This is a genomic window from Leuconostoc litchii, assembly GCF_008107645.1.
In the GTDB taxonomy this organism is placed as follows: domain Bacteria; phylum Bacillota; class Bacilli; order Lactobacillales; family Lactobacillaceae; genus Leuconostoc; species Leuconostoc litchii.
Map to the genome: position 1 here is coordinate 1,035,249 of NZ_SDGY01000001.1, position 20,117 is coordinate 1,055,365.

At 35.8% G+C, this 20,117-nt stretch carries 14 protein-coding genes; all 14 read right to left on the minus strand.

The genetic code is table 11. From position 1 onward, the window contains the following. Positions 1-24: 24 nt before the first annotated feature. Positions 25-627 (minus strand): ATP-dependent Clp protease proteolytic subunit, encoded by a 603-nt coding sequence (locus tag ESZ47_RS05075; RefSeq protein WP_148605334.1) that lies wholly within the window; start codon positions 625-627, stop codon positions 25-27. Between the two features lie 88 nt (positions 628-715). Further along, complete coding sequence (gene whiA / locus ESZ47_RS05080) at positions 716-1,660, minus strand: DNA-binding protein WhiA (protein WP_148605336.1); 945 nt, start codon at positions 1,658-1,660, stop codon at positions 716-718. A gap of 1 nt (position 1,661) precedes the next feature. Next, on the minus strand, positions 1,662-2,630 hold the full coding sequence (locus tag ESZ47_RS05085; RefSeq protein WP_148605338.1) for a gluconeogenesis factor YvcK family protein: 969 nt from the start codon (positions 2,628-2,630) through the stop codon (positions 1,662-1,664). A gap of 89 nt (positions 2,631-2,719) precedes the next feature. Next, positions 2,720-5,581 carry an excinuclease ABC subunit UvrA gene (gene uvrA / locus ESZ47_RS05090; protein ID WP_148605340.1) on the minus strand — a complete coding sequence of 954 codons (2,862 nt, stop codon included), beginning with the start codon at positions 5,579-5,581 and terminating at the stop codon, positions 2,720-2,722. Between the two features lie 34 nt (positions 5,582-5,615). Continuing rightward, positions 5,616-7,628, minus strand: coding sequence for an excinuclease ABC subunit UvrB (gene uvrB, locus ESZ47_RS05095; RefSeq protein WP_148605342.1), 2,013 nt, complete (start codon positions 7,626-7,628; stop codon positions 5,616-5,618). A gap of 109 nt (positions 7,629-7,737) precedes the next feature. Further along, positions 7,738-9,873, minus strand: a complete 2,136-nt coding sequence (locus ESZ47_RS05100; RefSeq protein WP_148605344.1) for an LTA synthase family protein — start codon at positions 9,871-9,873, stop codon at positions 7,738-7,740. Between the two features lie 50 nt (positions 9,874-9,923). Continuing rightward, positions 9,924-10,187 carry a YkuJ family protein gene (locus ESZ47_RS05105; RefSeq protein WP_148605346.1) on the minus strand — a complete coding sequence of 88 codons (264 nt, stop codon included), beginning with the start codon at positions 10,185-10,187 and terminating at the stop codon, positions 9,924-9,926. Then, entirely contained in the window at positions 10,180-11,217 is a 1,038-nt protein-coding gene (locus tag ESZ47_RS05110) for a lysylphosphatidylglycerol synthase transmembrane domain-containing protein (protein WP_148605736.1), read from the minus strand. Before ESZ47_RS05110 ends, ESZ47_RS05105 begins: the two co-directional genes overlap by 8 nt. A 9-nt stretch (positions 11,218-11,226) precedes the next feature. Then, positions 11,227-12,234 (minus strand): LTA glycolipid anchor biosynthesis glycosyltransferase, IagA/BgsA family, encoded by a 1,008-nt coding sequence (locus ESZ47_RS05115; protein WP_148605348.1) that lies wholly within the window; start codon positions 12,232-12,234, stop codon positions 11,227-11,229. Next, positions 12,235-13,461 (minus strand): glycosyltransferase family 4 protein, encoded by a 1,227-nt coding sequence (locus ESZ47_RS05120; protein ID WP_148605349.1) that lies wholly within the window; start codon positions 13,459-13,461, stop codon positions 12,235-12,237. It abuts the gene before it with no gap. A 172-nt stretch (positions 13,462-13,633) separates the two neighbouring features. Continuing rightward, positions 13,634-15,415 carry an ABC transporter ATP-binding protein gene (locus ESZ47_RS05125; protein WP_148605351.1) on the minus strand — a complete coding sequence of 594 codons (1,782 nt, stop codon included), beginning with the start codon at positions 15,413-15,415 and terminating at the stop codon, positions 13,634-13,636. Further along, positions 15,415-17,133: an ABC transporter ATP-binding protein gene (locus ESZ47_RS05130; protein WP_148605353.1), complete on the minus strand. Its 1,719-nt coding sequence runs from the start codon at positions 17,131-17,133 to the stop codon at positions 15,415-15,417. Before ESZ47_RS05130 ends, ESZ47_RS05125 begins: the two co-directional genes overlap by 1 nt. A 190-nt stretch (positions 17,134-17,323) precedes the next feature. Further along, on the minus strand, positions 17,324-18,802 hold the full coding sequence (gene gtfA, locus ESZ47_RS05135; protein ID WP_148605355.1) for a sucrose phosphorylase: 1,479 nt from the start codon (positions 18,800-18,802) through the stop codon (positions 17,324-17,326). A gap of 2 nt (positions 18,803-18,804) precedes the next feature. Beyond that, positions 18,805-19,995 (minus strand): MFS transporter, encoded by a 1,191-nt coding sequence (locus tag ESZ47_RS05140; protein WP_148605356.1) that lies wholly within the window; start codon positions 19,993-19,995, stop codon positions 18,805-18,807. Between the last annotated feature and the right edge of the window lie 122 nt (positions 19,996-20,117).

The following is a 20,117-nucleotide window of genomic DNA, read 5'->3' on the forward strand; positions in this document are numbered from 1 at the left end:
TTGCTAGGGTATTTTAGATTGTTGTTACTTAGTCGCTGGCTTTTCACCGGATTTAGTTAAAATACCATCAATAAATCCGTATTCTAGGGTTTCTTCAGCACTCATCCAATTATCACGTTCTGTATCACGTCCAATTGTTTTCAAATCTTTACCAGACGCATCAGCCAAAATTTTATTTAACTTTGCACGTGTTTTGGTTAACTGTTCAGCAATAATAGCCATGTCAGTTTGTTGCGTTCCACCGGCTGCACCACCCATTGGTTGGTGAATTAAATATTCAGCATTAGGCAACATAAAACGATGTCCTTTTTCACCTGATGCAGCAATGATTGTTCCCATCGAAGCAGCTAATCCCATAACAATAGTAGTTACCGGTGCTTTAATGAAATTCATCGTGTCAGTAATTGAGAGTCCCGCTGTAACTGATCCTCCAGGTGAGTTGATGTACATAGAAATTTCTTTTGTTGGATCTTGTGCTTCCAAAAATAACAATTGTGCAACAATTGATGTTGCCATGCCATCTTCAACTTCACCTTGTACCAAAATAATCCGATCTTTTAACAAACGTGATGGTAAATCATAGTTTTCACGTCCATTAGCAGTTTGTTCAATAACTCCAGGCCACATATATTTTACCTCATATCTTAGAGTGGTTAATTTTTTTAATTAACTTACATATATTTTAGCACATTAAGCAATAGAGTGCTAAAATTTTTCATAACTTTGTTAAATCATATTCAACGCCTTGCTCAATCATCGTTGCCAGTTGCTTCAACTTACGCATTCGATGATTTGCACCTGATTTGCTAATATCCAATAATTCACCTAATTCCGCCAATGACTCATCAGGATATTCTAATCGTATCTTTGCAATTTCTCGGAGTTTTTTGGGTAACATATCCAGGCTTCCCAACTCTTTTGCAATCATATGAATTTGAACTACTTGTTTGTTGGCTGCAATAGCTGTTTTTTGCATATTGGCTGTTTCCGCGTTAACTAACCGATTAACAGAATTACGCATATCACGCATCATGCGTATATCCTCAAACTTTAGCATGGATTGTGTCGCACCAATCGTTTGTAAAAAATCCACAATTTTCTCTGCACGTTTTAAATATACAATAAAACCATTGCCACGCTCTGAAATTTTTGAGGGTAAATCAAATTCTTGCATCATAATCATCAATTGCTCAGCAAGCTCTTCATGTGTAGTATATATTTCTAAGTGATAGTTAGCGCGCTCTGGAGAATTAACAGAACCAGCTGCCAAAAAAGCTCCACGCAAAAACGATCGACGCTTGTCAACCTGATTTAAAATACGCGAAGGTACTTCTGGATGCAGCCCGAAAGGATCAATCCCTAAATCGTTCAATACTTCATTGATTTTATTTTTTAGTAACACACCGTATGACTTGTGCTGTGATAAATGATTATGATCAGTGACACTGACTTCAACTTCAACCTCTTCATAGTTTTCTTTTAAAAGCGTGTAGATTCGACGGGCTATCGCAGCATTTTCAGTTTGTACACGAATTGTATGGTCAAAGCCAAGTGTGCTAACACCGTTCATTCTCATCAAAGCAGCTAGCTCTGCTTTAGCATTTCCGGTGCGGACAATTAACCCTGTTAACTCTTTTTTTACATCAGATGCGTATGACATTTTAGCATTGCTCCAAAATTTTTAATAACTCTTTTGTAATTTTCTGTCCATCATGAAAAGCGCCTGCATCGCGCAATCGTAAAAAATCTCCGGTGATTTGTTCTGCTCCTTGAACAGCAACTGCTTGTTTATCAAGCTTCACTTGATTTGATACTTCATTCCACTTTTGGAAATCAACAAAGTCATCTGGTACTTTGGCACTGTTAGAAATAACATAATCAATTGCTTGCACACCAATATGTGAATTTAAAGCCAATAAGTGTTGAGCATCAGTATAAGCATCTGTTTCACCTTTTTGTGTCATAATATTAGCAATATACACTTGCTTAGCATCCGTGATTTGTAGTGCTTGACGCACTTCTGGCACGACAACATTGGGCAAAATTGAAGTAAATAAACTTCCAGGTCCATATACGATTAGATCCGCACCCAAGATAGCTTCTACGACTTCTGGCGCTGCTTTGGGTTCTTCACCAGGTTCATCACCAGTTACCCAAACATGATCAATCGTTTCATGTGCATGGGTAATTTCAGCTTCACCAGCAACCGTCTGCCCATTTTTAAACTCAGCATGTAGTACTAGTGGCTCATTAGATACAGGATAAATGTGTCCTTGCACATTCATAAAGTTAGCCAAATACTGTACTGCGTCAAAAATATTACCATGCATTTCTGTCATTGCTGCAATAATTAAATTACCAACAGCATGTTTAGCAAAAAAATCATCTTTTGCATCAAAACGGTACTGCATAACTTTTAAAAATTCAGCATCAGTATCAGCCATTGAGACTAAAATATTTCTAATATCTCCTGGAGGTACTATATTAATATAATTTCGTAGTAATCCACTGGAACCACCATCATCAGCCACTGTGACAATTGCTGACAAGTCAACATTTTGTTTCACCAGCGGCTCAATGATAACAGGTAGACCAGAACCACCACCAATAATGACAATTTTGGGTTTCATGTAACGATAACCTTCCATATAACTTACACTCAGTTTAACACAAAAACATACTTGCTATTTGTAAAGCATTTTAGAATGTTGTTAAGTGCTTATTCCGCACGTAATAGATCTCGTTCAATGACTTCTTTTAGGTATTTACCAGTATATGATTTTTCATTCTTCATTACTTTTTCTGGTGTCCCAGAAACCAGTATTTTACCACCGCCAGCACCACCTTCTGGTCCCATATCAATAATCCAATCTGCTGATTTAATAACATCTAAGTTATGTTCAATCACTACAATAGTATTACCTGCATCAACCAAACGATTCAATACCTCCAATAAACGAGCAATATCATCGGTATGTAACCCTGTCGTGGGTTCATCAAGAATATAAATTGTTTTACCATTTGTTCTACGATGTAGTTCGGAAGCTAATTTCATACGTTGTGCTTCGCCACCAGACAATGTAGTCGCAGATTGTCCAAGTTTAACGTACCCTAATCCTACATCATTAATGGTTTGTAACTTTTTCGCAATTTTAGGAATAGGACTGAAAAACGCCAAAGCTTCCGAAGCTGTCATATTAAGTACTTGCGAGATATTTTTACCTTTATACATAACTTCTAAAGTTTCTGAATTATACCGTGTTCCTCCACAAACTTCACATGCTACATATACATCGGGTAAGAAGTTCATTTCGATCTTAATAACACCATCGCCACGGCAATTCTCACAACGTCCGCCTTTAGTATTGAATGAAAATCTTCCTTTGTTATATCCACGCATCTTAGCTTCATTTGTCTGTGCAAATAGTTCACGAATATCGTCAAAGACTCCAGTATACGTTGCAGGATTAGAGCGAGGTGTGCGACCAATTGGAGATTGATCAATATCCACAATTTGCTCAATATTTTCTACCCCATCAATTGATCGATACGTACCAGGTTTTTCAGAATTATTATTTAACTTTTGTTTTAAAGCTCTTTTTAAAATGGTATTCACTAAGGTTGATTTCCCTGATCCGGACACACCTGTCACAGCTACAAATTTTCCAAGCGGTATTTTAGCTGTCACATTTTTTAAATTATTTTCTTTGGCGCCTTTAACCGTAATCAAATTACCGTTGCCTTGGCGACGCTTGTCAGGAACTGGAATAAACTTTTTACCAGATAAATACTGGCCTGTTAAAGAATTAGTATCAGCTTCTACTTCCGAGGGCTTACCACTAGAAACAATAGTCCCTCCAAGAGCACCCGCTCCTGGACCCACATCGATAAGGTAATCAGCAGCCCTCATTGTATCTTCATCGTGTTCCACAACAACCAGAGTGTTCCCCAAATCACGCATACGATGCATAGATTCTAGTAGCATATCATTGTCACGTTGATGTAAACCAATAGATGGTTCATCCAATACATACAAAACACCCGATAAATTAGATCCGATTTGCGTAGCTAACCGAATTCTTTGTGATTCCCCACCTGATAAAGTACGTGCTGATCGTGAAAGTGTTAGATAACGTAACCCAACACTTTCTAAAAATCCAAGTCGATCTTTAATTTCCTTAATAATTGGTGAAGCAATCTCAGTGTCTTGTTGTCCTAGTATGACATGATTAAAAAATGCTAATTCTTGATCAACTGGTAATTCTGAAATCTCGCCGATATGTTTGCCATTAATTTTGACAGATAGTGCAGCTTTATTAAGTCGATAACCACCACATGCCTTACATTTTAATTCAGTCATATAGTGCGTCATTTGTTCACGTGTAAAATCAGAATTTGTTTCAGTAAAACGACGTGCTATATTGTTTATAACACCTTCAAATGGAATATCAACATCACGGACACCACCAAAATCATTTTTGTAATGAAAATGAAAATCTCTTCCTTCAGAACCATTAAGAACTAAGTCTTGTTGTTTTTTAGATAATTTATCGAAGGGTGTATCCATGTCAATATTAAATTGCTCAGTAAATTGACGAAGCATTTCTGGGTAATAGTTAGATGAAATCGGATTCCATGGTAAAATAGCTCCATCATTCAAAGTTTTAGTACGGTCAGGGATAACTAGATCAATATCAACTTCTCTTGTCACGCCTAGCCCCTGACAAAATTCGCAAGCACCTAAAGGTGCGTTGAAACTAAATAGTCGTGGTTCTAGTCTGCCAGCTCGAAAATCTTTTAATTCCCCTAAATAATGATTTGAAAACTTTAAAGGCGCAATGGTTTCTTCATCCACACGTGTGACAATATCTAAAATCACTAGACCTTCATTCAATCGCATAGCTGCTTCTATTGAATCAAACAATCTTGATCGAGAATTATTACGTAGCACAATTCGATCAATCATAACATCAATATCATGTGCTTTATTTTTATCTAAATTTAGTTTTTGAGAATCAATTTCAACAATTTCACCATCAACACGTGCACGAATGTATCCTTGCTTACGCATGTGATCAAATGCCGTTTCATGAGAGCCTCGTTTGCTCTTAATAATAGGCGCAAAGACTTGAAGCCTAGTACCTTCTGGTAATTTTTTCAAAGTATATTCGACCATTTGATCAATCGTATACATAATTTTTGTGCCATCTTTAGGATCATCGGGACGACCAACACGCGCATATAGCAGTCGGAAATAATCACTAATTTCTGTTACTGTACCAACCGTTGAACGTGGGTTGTTAGAGGTCGTTTTTTGGTCAATTGAAATGGCTGGTGATAAACCATCAATTGAATCAACATCCGGTTTGTCCATTTGTCCCAAAAATTGACGCGCGTAGGAACTTAAGCTCTCAACATATCTTCTCTGTCCTTCAGCATACAATGTATCAAAAGCTAATGATGACTTCCCTGACCCAGATAATCCTGTAACAACAGTCAACTGATTTTTAGGGATATTCACATCAATATTTTTCAAATTGTGAGCGCGAGCGCCACGTATTTCAATATGATCTTTTGCCATTAGTTCTCTCTTTTTTCATTTATATTGTTGTTAATTATAAATTAGCACGTGTTTTCAAATCCATGACCGTATCACGTAACTGAGCAGCTTCTTCAAAATCAAGCGATTTTGCAGCGGCTTTCATTTGACTGGTCATATTCTCAATAATAGATTGCTGTTCATCCTTTGGCAAATCGTTAAATGATACTTTTGTCAGATCAATAGTATCTTTTTCATCATTCGTAGCATGTGTTACAGATATTAGGTCACGAATATCTTTCTTAATAGTTTTTGGTATGATGTGGTACTTTGCATTATATTGCATCTGAATTTCTCGGCGTCGTGCTGTTTCACCAATAGCCTCGTCCATTGACTTAGTCATTTTATCAGCATACATAATCACATGGCCATTTTCGTTACGTGCCGCTCGACCAATTGTTTGTATAAGTGAGCGAGGATTACGTAAAAATCCTTCTTTATCAGCATCCAATATCGCCACCAATGATACCTCTGGAACATCAATTCCTTCACGCAAAAGATTAATACCAATTAATACGTCGTACTTTCCTAAGCGTAAATCTCGGATGATTTCTGTGCGTTCTAAGGTTTTAATATCAGCATGCAAATAGGCAACCTTTATCCCTAAATCTTTAAGATAATCAGTTAAATCTTCTGCCATACGTTTTGTCAATGTCGTAATAAAGACACGTTCATCAAGTTTCGATCGTTTTGTAATTTCACCAACTAGATCATCAATTTGCCCCATTACTGGTCGCACCTCAACTTCTGGATCAAGTAATCCAGTCGGTCGAATAATCTGTTGCACGACATTTTCAGAGTCAACACGTTCTCTTTCATAATCTCCTGGTGTAGCCGACATGTAAATAATTTGATTCACATGCTGCTCAAATTCAGGTAATTTCAAAGGCCGATTATCTAAAGCACTGGGCAGTCTAAATCCATAGTTTACTAAAGTCTCTTTTCTAGCTTTATCGCCATTAAACATACCACGAATTTGTGGCATAGTAACATGACTTTCATCAACGACAATCAAGAAATCATCTGGAAAAAAATCAATCAAAGTAAACGGTGGCTCCCCTGCCTGACGACCATCCATCCATCGTGAATAGTTTTCAATACCACCAACAAAGCCCATTTCCTCAAGCATAGCTAGGTCATACTCAGTACGTTGTTTGATACGCTGCGCTTCTAATAGTTTTCCTTCTTTGTTAAATAATTCAATTTGCTCATTCATTTCTTGACGAATACCATTTAAAGCAATTTTCATTTGCTCATCGTCAGTCATAAAATGTTTAGCTGGAAAAATAGCAACATGTTCACGCTCTACTGTCGTTTCTCCTGTCAAAGAATTGATTTCTCTTATACGATCAACTTCATCTCCAAAAAACTCAATTCTTAAAGCCATTTCATCTTGAGAGGCTGGAAAAATTTCAACGACATCCCCTCTAACACGAAATGTACCACGATGAAAATCAATATCATTACGTGTAAATTGGACATCAATCAAATCACGCATAAGTTGATCACGTTCATATTCATAACCCACACGTAAACTAATAACATGATCCTTATATTGATGTGGATCTCCTAACCCAAAAATAGAGCTCACTGAAGCGACAACAATGACATCATTTCGCTCCAACAATGAACTTGTAGCTGAGTTTCTTAACTTATCAATTTCATCATTGACAGCAGAATCTTTTTCAATAAATGTATCAGAACTCGGTACATAAGCTTCAGGCTGGTAATAATCATAGTAAGAAACAAAGTATTCTACAGCATTATTTGGAAAAAATTCTTTTAGCTCACCATATAATTGACCAGCTAATGTTTTATTATGACTTAAAACAAGTGTTGGCTTTTTAACTTCTTTAATCACATTAGAAATCGTAAAAGTTTTTCCTGTACCCGTTGCACCAAGTAAAATTTGTTCCTTCACATCATTATTAAGCCCACTTACTAAGTGTTCAATCGCTTGTGGTTGATCACCAGTAGGCTTATATTTAGATACAACCTCAAATTCACGTTCCGTTTGTCGTTCAATCATAGATATTCTCTTTCATTGATTCGCTCAATATCATTAATGTTAATTTACACTGCCACATCATTATAGCAAAAAACGAACAAGTGTTCTAGCTGAAAGCACTGTTCGTTTTTTATTCATTATCATTATCTTCAGATTTCAATTCTGGTGCGTCCGTTACATAGTCGCTAATCGTTGATTTACCTTTGTTTTTAGCGAGTAAGCTCGATGGATTTGTCGTCAAAGCCTTTTTTAAGGAAGCAAGTCCTTCTGATTTTTTGTAGTTATAATTCTTTTTATTAATTAAAGTAAAATCAGAATTCGAGGTGTCAAATCGCAGTAGATCACCGGTAATAACATGATCGGAGTACCCCAAAACTTTCGTTGCATAAGCTGACATTTGTTTAGCTACTTTTTGTAACTTTTTATCCGACTTAAGTGTTACTTGATCCCCTGTTTTAGTATCAAAGTATTGGTTATTAAACTTTGTGTAGGATGGTGTGACCCAATCACCGTCACGAAAAACAACCTTCCCCTTATAATTGGTCGATAACATATCCTGACCAAACATTGTCATATTATCATCAGGTATACCCAGTACATCCATTAAGGTTGGTAACATATCAATTTCGCCACCATACGTATGATTAACACCACCTTTTAGTCCAGTAGCATGAATCATGAATGGTACCTTTTGGAAAGTCGCTAAATCATTATTTGTAATTTTATCTTTTCCGAGTAGTTGAGCAATAGCATCTTGATGATTTTCGGATATGCCATAATGATCACCATATAACACGAATACAGAATTATCATACAGACCAGCTTGCTTCAGATAATTTATTAATTCAGCAAAAGCTTGATCTAAGTAATGTGCAGTTTGCACATAACCATCAACCGTTTTATCCCCAGTCTTTGTAGCTGGAAAACTAATATTTTGTTTATCCAAATCATAAGGATAATGATTTGTGACCGTAATCAACTTAGCATAGAATGGTTGTGGTAATTGTTCAATATATTTTACACTATCTCGCAAGAAAATTTTATCTTTCATGCCATAGCCAATATTGTAATTTGCTTTGTTAGCATTAGCATAATAAGATTTCGAGAAAAAGTAATTATAACCGAACGATTTATATGTATTATCTCGATTCCAAAAACTTGCTACATCTCCATGAAAAGCAGCTGATGTATAACCTCTTTGGCCTAGAATAGCTGGCAAAGATTCGAAAGTATTACTGGTACCATATTTAACCATGGCAGATCCCGTTGCTAATCCAAACAATGAATTTTCTTGCATCATTTCTGCATCTGATGTCTTACCTTGTCCTACTTGATTATAGAAGTTATCAAAACTTAATGTATTTTGATCATGATAAAATTGATTCAAATTAGGCGTAACTTCTTGGCCATCAACCTTATAGTCGATTAAGAACTGTTGAAATGACTCAAGATGTATCATAAATACATTTTTACCTTTTTGAGTACCATAATATTGAATATTATCAGGCAATTTTTGAGTAGCAACAAATTTTTTGATTTTGGTCAAATCTGATGGCTTCGCACGTTTACGACTCTCAGTCTGATTATACGTTTGCACTGCGTTAAATACAGCATACTCATTCAAACCTAAATACTTCACAATATAATTATTATCAAAAGAGCGGGTTAACAAACCAGAACGATCTGTTGACGCAATACCATAATCAACAAACATTAAGATAACACCAAAAAGGGTTGTTAAAATAGCGAATTTCTTCTGTACACCTTTACGATCAATTGTTAATTGCTTAAAAATAACTAACAATATCAAAACAGCAATATCAATAAAAATGAGATAATCGGTCCAATGAATAATTGCTGCTATAGACTTACCGAGATTTGCTCCGGTAGAACTACCTGATCCCAAAATACCCATTGACAGGAAATCAGAAAACTCTCTGTAATAAAGCATATTGGCAAACAACCAAATAGACTGAATAAAGTTGAAAATGATTGCTATCCAATAACTTGTTACACCACGAAAATAAAGAGAAATACTTAAAAATATAATAGCTGTAGGAATTGGATTCAAAAACAACAAAAATTGTTGCGTTGAACCTTCCACACCTAAATTGAAGTTCATATGATATTCAGCGTATGTTTTTAGCCAAACCAGAACAACATTTAATACAAAAAACCAGACAATGGGTGCAGACGTATCCATATTACGTTTAATTTGCTGCCAGAAGTTTTTTGGATTTGAAATTCGTTTTAATAAACTTATCATTTGTTATAAACGTGCTTACTCACATCAAAGCAGACGTGCTAAACACCCTCCTAATAAATTAGTTTGAAATCATGCAAAACATCATAAATTTCAATTGCGACTAAATCAATATCATCAAATTGAAATTGCCGAATTTCACGATGCTCTCTGACCGTCCAGATTTTAGTTAATTGATCATATGAAACTTGTAACGCTTCAATACCAAAAGCATCAAAGCGTCGTGTTTGTACACTATGATCTGTTGAATCTATCATAGCACGTAAGCGATTTAAAATTTGTTTCAAATCACTGGAATCATATTTTTTATCAATCATTGTCACTCCTCCTATCGTGATGAGCAGGGATAATGTACGCAATAATTCCCGCAAAAATACCAAAATAATACGTGATAAACCGCCAAAGTAAGATCACAAGAATTAATGTTGCAGGATTTTTTACAAATGGAGAGAAGAGCAGTTGAAAACTTAATTCTGCACCACCAACCCCACCTGGTATTGGAAACAAAGAAATGACCATAACGATCATAATATTCATTGTAACAATTAACCATGGATTAACGTCAGGATAACCAAATGCTCGAATAACAAAGTAAGGTATCATGTAAAAAGTAACCAACTGCAAAGAAGTGAAAAAAATAGCACCTAATAATGATTGCCAACTACTAATAACTCTACGTGACTCTGTATGAAAATTATCGATTTTCAACTTAACATTTGCAATTAAACGTTCAAATCGTTCTCGACGCATCATTTTTTTAACCATTACTGCAACTATGTCCACTAACCTTAAAGTTAACGATGGCCAAAACATTACCAGGATAATACCGATAATAACTACCGCGTGAATCGCAATGGCAAATGGAATAAATGTTGCAAAAGTTGTATTAACTTGTTGATAAATAAATTGTTCGGCAGATGCATAACCCACTATAAAGAATATCACAACAACAACTTGATAAACTAAAAATTTCATCAAAATCACAGACATCGCACGTCCAGTTTCCACACCAGATCGGGCTAATCCGTAAAGTTGCGCTGGTTGTCCACCTGTGGCAAATGGTGTGACCCCAGTACCTAATAAATTCAGCAAAGGAACTCTTAATAATGCCAAAGTAGACGTGGCACGTCTATCTTTTTTACTTAACAGCGATCGAGTAGCTGCGGCCTCTAGTACAATTGATATAATCATTGTTAGTAAACCAACAGCTAACCAACGCCAATCCAAGTTTTCTAGTGCTATTGATAATTGATGACCTTTACCACGTAACTCTTTTGTTAAAAAATAAATCACAAGAGCCGTCAAAACGACAACAATTGTCATCGAAACTCTATCACGTTTGAACATCATGGTCACTCACCCTTCTAGCACCATTTCATAAACCGATTTTAGTTGTTTACCAATTTGTGGTAAATCGCGTGTTTCAGCTAACTTGTATCCTACTTCACTTAAATTCGGTAAATCCCCATTTAAAATTTTTTGCATTTTCAGTTCAAATTCATCTAGGTTATTTGCTTTATGACAATTAACGCCATCTTGTAACCATTTGTTATAAACTGGTATATCACGTACAAGTACATTTTGTTTTGATGCCAATGCTTCTAGTACAACAATACCTTCTGTTTCTTCATATGATGGATATAAGAATAAATTAGCTCCCTGAAAAGCCCCACGAATAACATCGCCGCTAATATACCCTGGAAAGATTAAGTTACGCGGGTGATCACCCTTAATTAACCTGCTAATCTTATTAGGTACTAGTCGTAAATCCGTATACCCAAACCAAATAAAAACATATTCAGGATGGCGCTTAGCTAATTCAACAAAATCTAAAATACCTTTTCGTTCAAAAAAAAGACCGACACTCATCACAACCTTTTGATCATCAGCTAAATCAAAGTAGTCACGAAATTTTTTGATTTTTAATTCATCATGATTATATTTGTCTAATGGAATCCCATTGGATATCGGGATTATTGGCTGACTAAGACGGTAGCCACGCAAAAGTTGTTTTGAATACGGCGTTGGTGTAATAATTGCGTCTGCTTTGCCATATAATGATACTAGATATTTTTTAAACAGTGGCGCAATAGCATTCGATCCTGTGAAAGAGTTACGAAAATCTTCATAAGTTGAATGACCGTGGTACACAACTTTTTTTCCCATTTTATGCGCTTTGTTGACCATATGATGGCTATTAATTCCGTAAGTATTAATATGAAGTACATCATAATCAATAGACTTAACATCGGTACTAACCTCTACATCTGTATACGACAAAGCTTGTTGTTGTAACTTTAAGGCACGTCCGATACCAGATTTGGCTATTAAATTTTGATTTTCAAAATAAAGTAAGACTTTCAATTAATTTCTCCTGAATGGATTACGCAATATCCGCTTCATATAGCCCACCTCTTCATCATTAGGATACTCATCTTCTACATCAGTAGCATGATAACTAGCTAATATATCAGTATAAAACGCTAAAACGCGTGTTGCAAAAGTATTTGCATCCACATCTTTCATTTTTTCTTGCCGATAAGATTTGTCTTCTTTTGAATTGGGTCGCCTAAGATACTTTTCAATACCAGCTAATAGTTCATCATAGTCGTTTACTAATGTACCAATAGCATCGTTATCAACCAAGTTATCTAAATATGGTGAATGGATAGCAACAAATGGTCTATCCGCTGCCATTGCCTCAATGAATGTCAACCCTTGCGTTTCTGTGTCAGAAGAGCTAACAAAAACGTTTGACATCTGGTAATAGTCAAAAATATCATCATGGTTAATCATACCTGTAAAAATAATTTTATCATTCAAATCCAATTCATCGACTTGTTCTAGAAGTGATTTTCGAGCTGGACCATCACCTGCAATAACCAACCTTGCTTCCGGAACTGTTTGTAATAGTTCCGAAAATACTGAGATTGTTACACTAATATTTTTTTCAAATGCTAATCGACCCAATGATAAAATAACTGGTTGTTCACCATAGAAATGATATTTTTTGCGCAAATCACTTTGCGTTGTTCTCCGTTTTGGTAAACACACACCGGTAGGAATAACACGCATAGGAACTTTAACACCATAACGATGTAGTGTATCTTGCACTAACTTTGAAGGTGCAATAACACCAGACATATTTGCCATATATCCTTTCATAATGCGTCCAACGCCATGTGGGCCAATCAACATACCTTTAGCAAAATAATGAGTATAATCTTCATACATCGTGTGATAAGTATGAACTGCTGGAATTTTTAATTGCCGAGCCACAAACTTCCCCATCAACCCTAGGGAAAATTCTGTCTGTGTGTGCACAATATCTAGTTGCACTGACTTAGCAATTTCAACGGCCTGAATCAAACCACGAAAAGCCAGTCGACGGTCTTTAAAGCCAAGATAAGGTAAACTCGAAAAACGATAAATATGAGGTTCAAATTTATTTTTAGGTACTTTAGGATCAGTGGAGGTGAAAATGTACACTTCATGTCCCTGACTCTCAAGTGCCTCTTTAAGTGTTTTAATCGAAGTCGCAACTCCACTGACTTGTGGAAAGTACGTATCCGTAAACAAACCAATGTTCATTGTATTCTCCAATATTAAAAATATACAACATTTCTATTAAAAGCAATACTGCCATTATAACATTTTACGTATAATTGGTCGAATAGTCATTTTTAACCATCGCCAGAAAGAAATAAAAAAATACATATTTTAAATTACTAGTAATTTAAAATATGTATTTTTATTCATCGCATTACTCAAAAACCATTTGATTATGATAAAGTTCTGAATAAAAGCCGCCTTCATCAACCAATTCTTGATGTGAACCTTCTTCAATAACTTTACCATCTTTAAGAACAACAATTTTATCAGCACCTAAAATTGTTTTTAATCGATGGGCAATAACAAAACTTGTGCGTCCTGCAATAACATTATCCATTGCAGCTTGAATCTTTGCTTCCGTAACAGTGTCAACGTTAGATGTTGCTTCATCCAAAATTAAGAAGTCCGGATTAGTTAAAATTGTGCGGGCAATTGACAACAATTGCTTTTGTCCAGTTGAAAAGACAGAATTCTCATCATCAACTTTCGTTTGATAACCTTCCGGCAAAGTCATGATAAAATCGTGAATGTTAGCTTGTTTTGCAGCGTCAATCATTTTTTCTTCATTTGCATCTGGTTCACCAAACTTAATGTTATCAGCAACTGTACCGCTAAATAATACGGACTCCTGCAAGACGATCCCAACGTGATCACGCAAAGACTTTAAATCCAAATCACGAACGTCTATTCCATCAAATTTTACTGAACCTTCATTAACATCGTAAAATCTGTTTAGTAAATTCATAACCGTTGTTTTGCCAGAGCCTGTTGGTCCAACAAGTGCCACCATTTCACCTTTTTTCACGTTAATTGAGACACCATGAAGAATTTCCTTATCTTCGGTATAGCCAAAGTGAATATTTTCTAAAGTTACGCCATTCTTCAAGTTTGATAACTTTTTGCCAATATTTGCGTTAATTTCTTCAGGCTGCTTGTGCACATCACTTAGTCGTCTTGCCCCTGTGACCGCTAACTGCAACATATTGTAAATTGATGTAATTTGCGTAATTGGCTGATAATATTGTTGGGAATAGTTTACAAACACCACAATCAACCCTAACCCAACTGACTTATCCATGCCATCGTGAACAATTAACCATGAACCAAAGAAAATAACGATGGCTAAGTTTAATAACGACAGCCCCTGCATTAGAGGAAATAGCATTCCTGAATACATTTGACCTTTAAACGTAGCCTGCTTAACTCGATTATTATATGGTGCAAAATTTGCAATAGACTCTTTTTGCAATCCTTGTGTGATTATAATTTTTTCACCATTAATTTGTTCGTTAATATAACCATTCATTCGCCCGGTTTCGTCCTGCTGTGCATCGATATATTTTCTAGCACGACTGATGACAAACCAAGCAACAATAACTGCAACTGGCGTAGATGCCATAGTCACCCATGCGAGCTTAACATTTTGTTGGAACATCATAATTATTATGCCAACAAATAAAGCAAACTGTGATAAAAGTTGGAAAATAGCCTGGTTCATCGCATTAAAGATGTTGTCCAAATCAGAAGTAAACAACGATAAGATTTCACCATCTTGATGCGTATCAAAATATTTAATAGTCATCCGTTGCAACTTAGCAAATAAACCAATTCGCATTCTTCCTGATGCTTCTGCACTAATACGACTTGAAATAAAACTTGAAATAAACATCGTTATTGCCGTTAAAACAAAGAAAAGCATCATTGCTTCAAGTGCATGATAAAAAGGTGTTTTACTAGCCATTGCATGCGTTTGAGGGTTCATGTATTGTCCCAAAAAACTAGATAATTCTGTGATTGCTTTCCCCATATAAACCGGTGCTTTAACCTGAAAATAAGTTGAAGCAATTGTTACCACTACTACGAAAGATAATGCTAACCAATAACGTTTAAGATATCTTGCAAAATATTGAATTGCGTGTTTAATATCTGTCATTATTTTGCCCCTTTCGCTTTTTGTGTCTGGTATATTTCAGCATAAACCGGTGAACTATCAAGGAGGTCGTCATGCGTACCAATACCAACTAACTTTCCTTCGTCCATTACTAAAATACGATTAGCATGGATAACTGAACTGATTTTCTCAGCAATGACAATTGTTGTAGTGCCCTTGAGCTCTTTATTTAAAGCCTCTTGTACTAATTTTTCTGACCGTGCATCTAAAGCTGAAGTTGAATCGTCCAAAATTAAAATTTTAGGACTACCGACAACACCTCTTGCGATTGACAAACGCTGCTTTTGACCACCAGAAAAGTTTGAAGAACGCTCCTCAACGATATGATTAAAATTATCATCATATTGGTTCACAAACTCTGCTGCTTGTGCAATTTCTGCTGCTTTCTGAAAATCTTTATCATCAGCATCTTTTTTACCCTGACGTAAATTCGCAGCAATAGTACCGCTAAATAAAATAGCTTTTTGTAAAACAAACGAAACAGCTGAGCGTAAAGACTTTTCATTGACATCTTTTAAATTCACACCCCCAACTACAACTTCGCCCTCAGTGGGATCATATAAACGTGGAATCAACTGTGCTAGCGTTGTTTTACCAGAGCCTGTGGCACCGACAATACCAATCATTTCCCCTGCTTTAATGTCAAATGATACATTTTGTAAAGCTGTTTTATTATCTTCTGGATAATGAAAGGAAACATTGCGGAAAGAAACATCTCCGCTCAAATCAACTTCAGGTGCCGTCTTGTTATAAGTCAAATTTGGTACTGTGTCTAATATCTCTTTGATACGGTTAAGTGAAACAAACCCACGAGACGCAAATGTGGCCATCATACCACCAATCATAATTGCAAAAAATATTTGCATCAGATAAGAAGTAAATGAGGTAATCGCAACTAAATCATTTGGATGCTTAACAACATCTCGACCAACAAATAAAATCGCAGCACCAATGGCAGTGTACGATATTAACATAAACATTGGCATCATTGTTGAAAATAGATAACCAACGGTCGTGTTGACATGTGTCAATTCATTAGAATTGTCAGTAAAATGATTTGTTTCATTTTTTTCTTGATTAAAGGACTTAACAACACGAACTCCTTGAAGATTTTCTTTAGCAAGTGTGTTTGTTTTGTCAATAAGTTGCTGTATTTTGAAGAAAAATTTCCCCATTTGTTTGAATACAACTTGTGATGCCAAAAAAATCAAAACAACCATTAAAATTACAATCCACCATAACCGAGGTAACGTAACTAAGGCTAAAATAAAAGCACCGATAAATAATATCGGAATACGTGTTAATGATTGGAGTATCATCATTACTAACTGTTGTACTTGGTTGACATCATTTGTCATACGCACTACTAAATTACCAGCAGAAAACTGTTCAATATTTCCAAATGAAAATGATTGTATTTTTTCATACTCATTAGTTCGAATATCCGCTGCAATCGCCTGTGATACTTTAGCTGCAAAAATGGTATTGATAACACCAGCAATTAAGCCAATCATAGCTAGTAATAGTAGTTGTATGCCATAAGAAACTACTTTATTTTGATTGTCAGCAATGATGGCTTTCATCACCTGTTGCAATAAACGTGGTTGCCATAGCGAAGCCACAGCCATAATAATTACCGCAATAATTGAAAACATAATATCACGAATATATGGCTTTGCGTGTTCTTTTAAAATTTGCATCTCGTTCCCCTTTTTAGACAGTGAGAAATATTCTACTCTGTTAATTATTAATTGTCAACTAATCAACACGAGATTAGTATAAGAGATATTACTTTGCCTGTCAATGTAAAAGCAAAACCACCCTTCTCAATGTTTTCATACAAAAAAGCCGGTGCTTATCGCACTGACTTTTTAATAAATTACTTTAAAATTATAGTTGTTGTTGATCAGCTTCTGAGTTAGCCAAAATTTCTTCACCATTTGCAGTGATAGTGAATGTCTTATCATCAGCGTTAGCAACCAAGACAGCAACATTTTCACCAGACTTATCCTTACGAGTAATCTTGATTGTTGTGTCAGATGGCGTTTCAACTTCAATTGAACCATCCAAATCAAAGGCAGCAAAGTTGTTACGCCATGACAAGAGCTTCAACAATTTGGCAACAACTGGACGCTTAACTTCTTCCTTAACTTCGTCAACTGAGTAGTAATGACGGTTAATATTACGTCCTTCTTTTGAAGATTCAAGTAATTCAATATCATTTTCACCAGCCAACAAACCAACGTAGTAAATTTGTGGAATACCAGGTGCAAAGACTTGGAAGATACGGCTTAACAAGTAGGCAGCATCGTCATTTCCCAAAGCTGAATAATATGTTGAGTTAATTTGGTAGATATCTAAGTTGTTATATGATGCAGAAGAATAAGTCTTCTTCACGTTAGCGCCTACCTTGTACAATTCTTCTGAAGCATAATCAATTTCTTCATCAGTCAAGATATCACGTGCATCAACAACACCAATACCATCATGTGTATCCAATGTAGTAAATTGCTTCATTGGTGACATTTTTAACCACTTAGCCAACTGGTTTGTCTTACCTGAATACAATGTATAAAGCGTTGTCATTGGCAAAGCAAAATCGTATGTGAAGTAACCATGATCATTAATCTTTTGAGGAATTGAATAATGTTCGTGGATTTCAGGCAAAATTTCAGCCTTCAATGGTGTCAAAATTTCACGAACTTCATTTAATGTGTCCCAGATTTCTGGTTCAACGAAGAAGTCGTTTGTATCAACTTTCTTAACGGCATATGCAAAGGCATCCAAACGAATCAAATTGGCACCATGCTTTACCATGTCCTCAAGAGTTGTCTTGATAAATTCTTTAGCAATAGCTGAATTTACATCAATATCAATTTGTTCTTCACCAAATGTGTTCCACAAATTTTCAGTTGTACCATCATCAAAAGTAATTTCTTGAGTTGGTGCCTTATCCTTACGCTTGTAAATCAAGTCAACATCAGCTTGTGTTGGACGGTTTTCACCAGCCTTGGCCCAGAACTTTTCCCAACGAATAAAGAAATCTTTATACTTGGAATCATCATGATTCTTCTTGAAATCTTGATACATAACAGATTCACGTGAAATATGGTTAATCATGAAATCAAACATCAAGTAATATTCTTCACCTAACGCTTCGACATCACTCCAATCACCAAATGCTGAATCAACACGCGTGTAATCAGAAGGTGCAAAACCACGATCTCCCGTTGATGGGAAGAATGGTAACAAATGAACACCACCAATGGCGTCACCAATGTCTTCCTTCAACACCTTATGAACGTCCTTAAGGTTTTTACCCAATGAATCAGCATATGTGATAAGCATTGCTTTGTTTTGAATTTCCATAATTATTTTTCCTGCTTTCTGTTAGTTATAATTGTAATAATTGCGATAATAAGAAGTACTGATCCCAAATATGGAATGGTTGCATAGGCTGAAGCTGCAGCACTACCACCACCATGGCCAATAATTTTTGCAAATGCAGCAACAACCATTGGTTCAACGAACACACCTACGTTAAATCCTATTAAAATCACTGATGTGACCAGAGACTGGCGTGCAAGTGGAGCTAATTTTGGTAATTGGTTGAAAATAAATGGTGAAATTAACTGTAATGGGAAGCCAATCAGTAACACTCCTGCAATCAGCATCGCAAAGTTGCCATGTGAAAAAGCGACTAAGAAATTTGAAATTGCCATCAACACTAATCCAATTTGTAATGTGAAACGACCGAACTTGGCAACAAACCAACCATATGTTACACCACCAATGGTTGCTGCTATCAACATCGCTGATAGAATAGGCGATGTATTATATCCATCTCCCTTTAAATCAGTAGCCATAAATGGGAAGCTAAGTTGAATAGCCATATAATCAATCACGAGAAAAGCAGCAAATAATGTTAGTACTAGCACTAATGGACTAATATGAGTAACTTCTTCCACATTTTCACTTGCTGTTTCTTCAGTGTTGAGCGGTGTCATTTCTGATGTATCAGGAACACGCTTCATAAACAAAAATAGAATTGGGAATGCAATTAAATAAACCAAAAATGTTGCATGCCATCCGAACACTAGTAACAAACCTGCTAATAGTGTTAATATTGCTTGTCCTACCTGTTCGGCTGCAGCACGATATCCTAGCATTGATGAACGTGTTTTACCATTGTACATCACAGCAATCATTGATACTGCTAGTGAATTAAAAATTCCAAATCCAGCACCCAGAACTGTACGTGATATTAAAATAATCACATATGAATCAGTAAAAAATGGTACAATTCCAGCAAAACCAACCAGCGTCACCCCTAAAATGATTGTATTTTTATCTCCTAGTTTCGCAGCTATAAAGCTACTCAACAAAACAAAAATAGTCACAGTAATAGATGGCGTTGTGGCCAATACTTGCGCCTCAGTGGATGAAATATGCAATGCCTCTGTCATTTGTGGCAATGCGCCATTAATAGCGTACGCACTTGTTAACACAAATGAAATGCCCAAAAACGCAATTTTAGTGAGCAGGCTATCCTGTTTAACCATATTATCTCCTTCAATTATGATAATCGCTTACCATAATATTGTAACCGGTTCCACCTAAAAATGTCAATCGTTTATTAGAATTTTTGTGAAGAAAATAACGAGTGTGTTTTCTGAAAGAATAG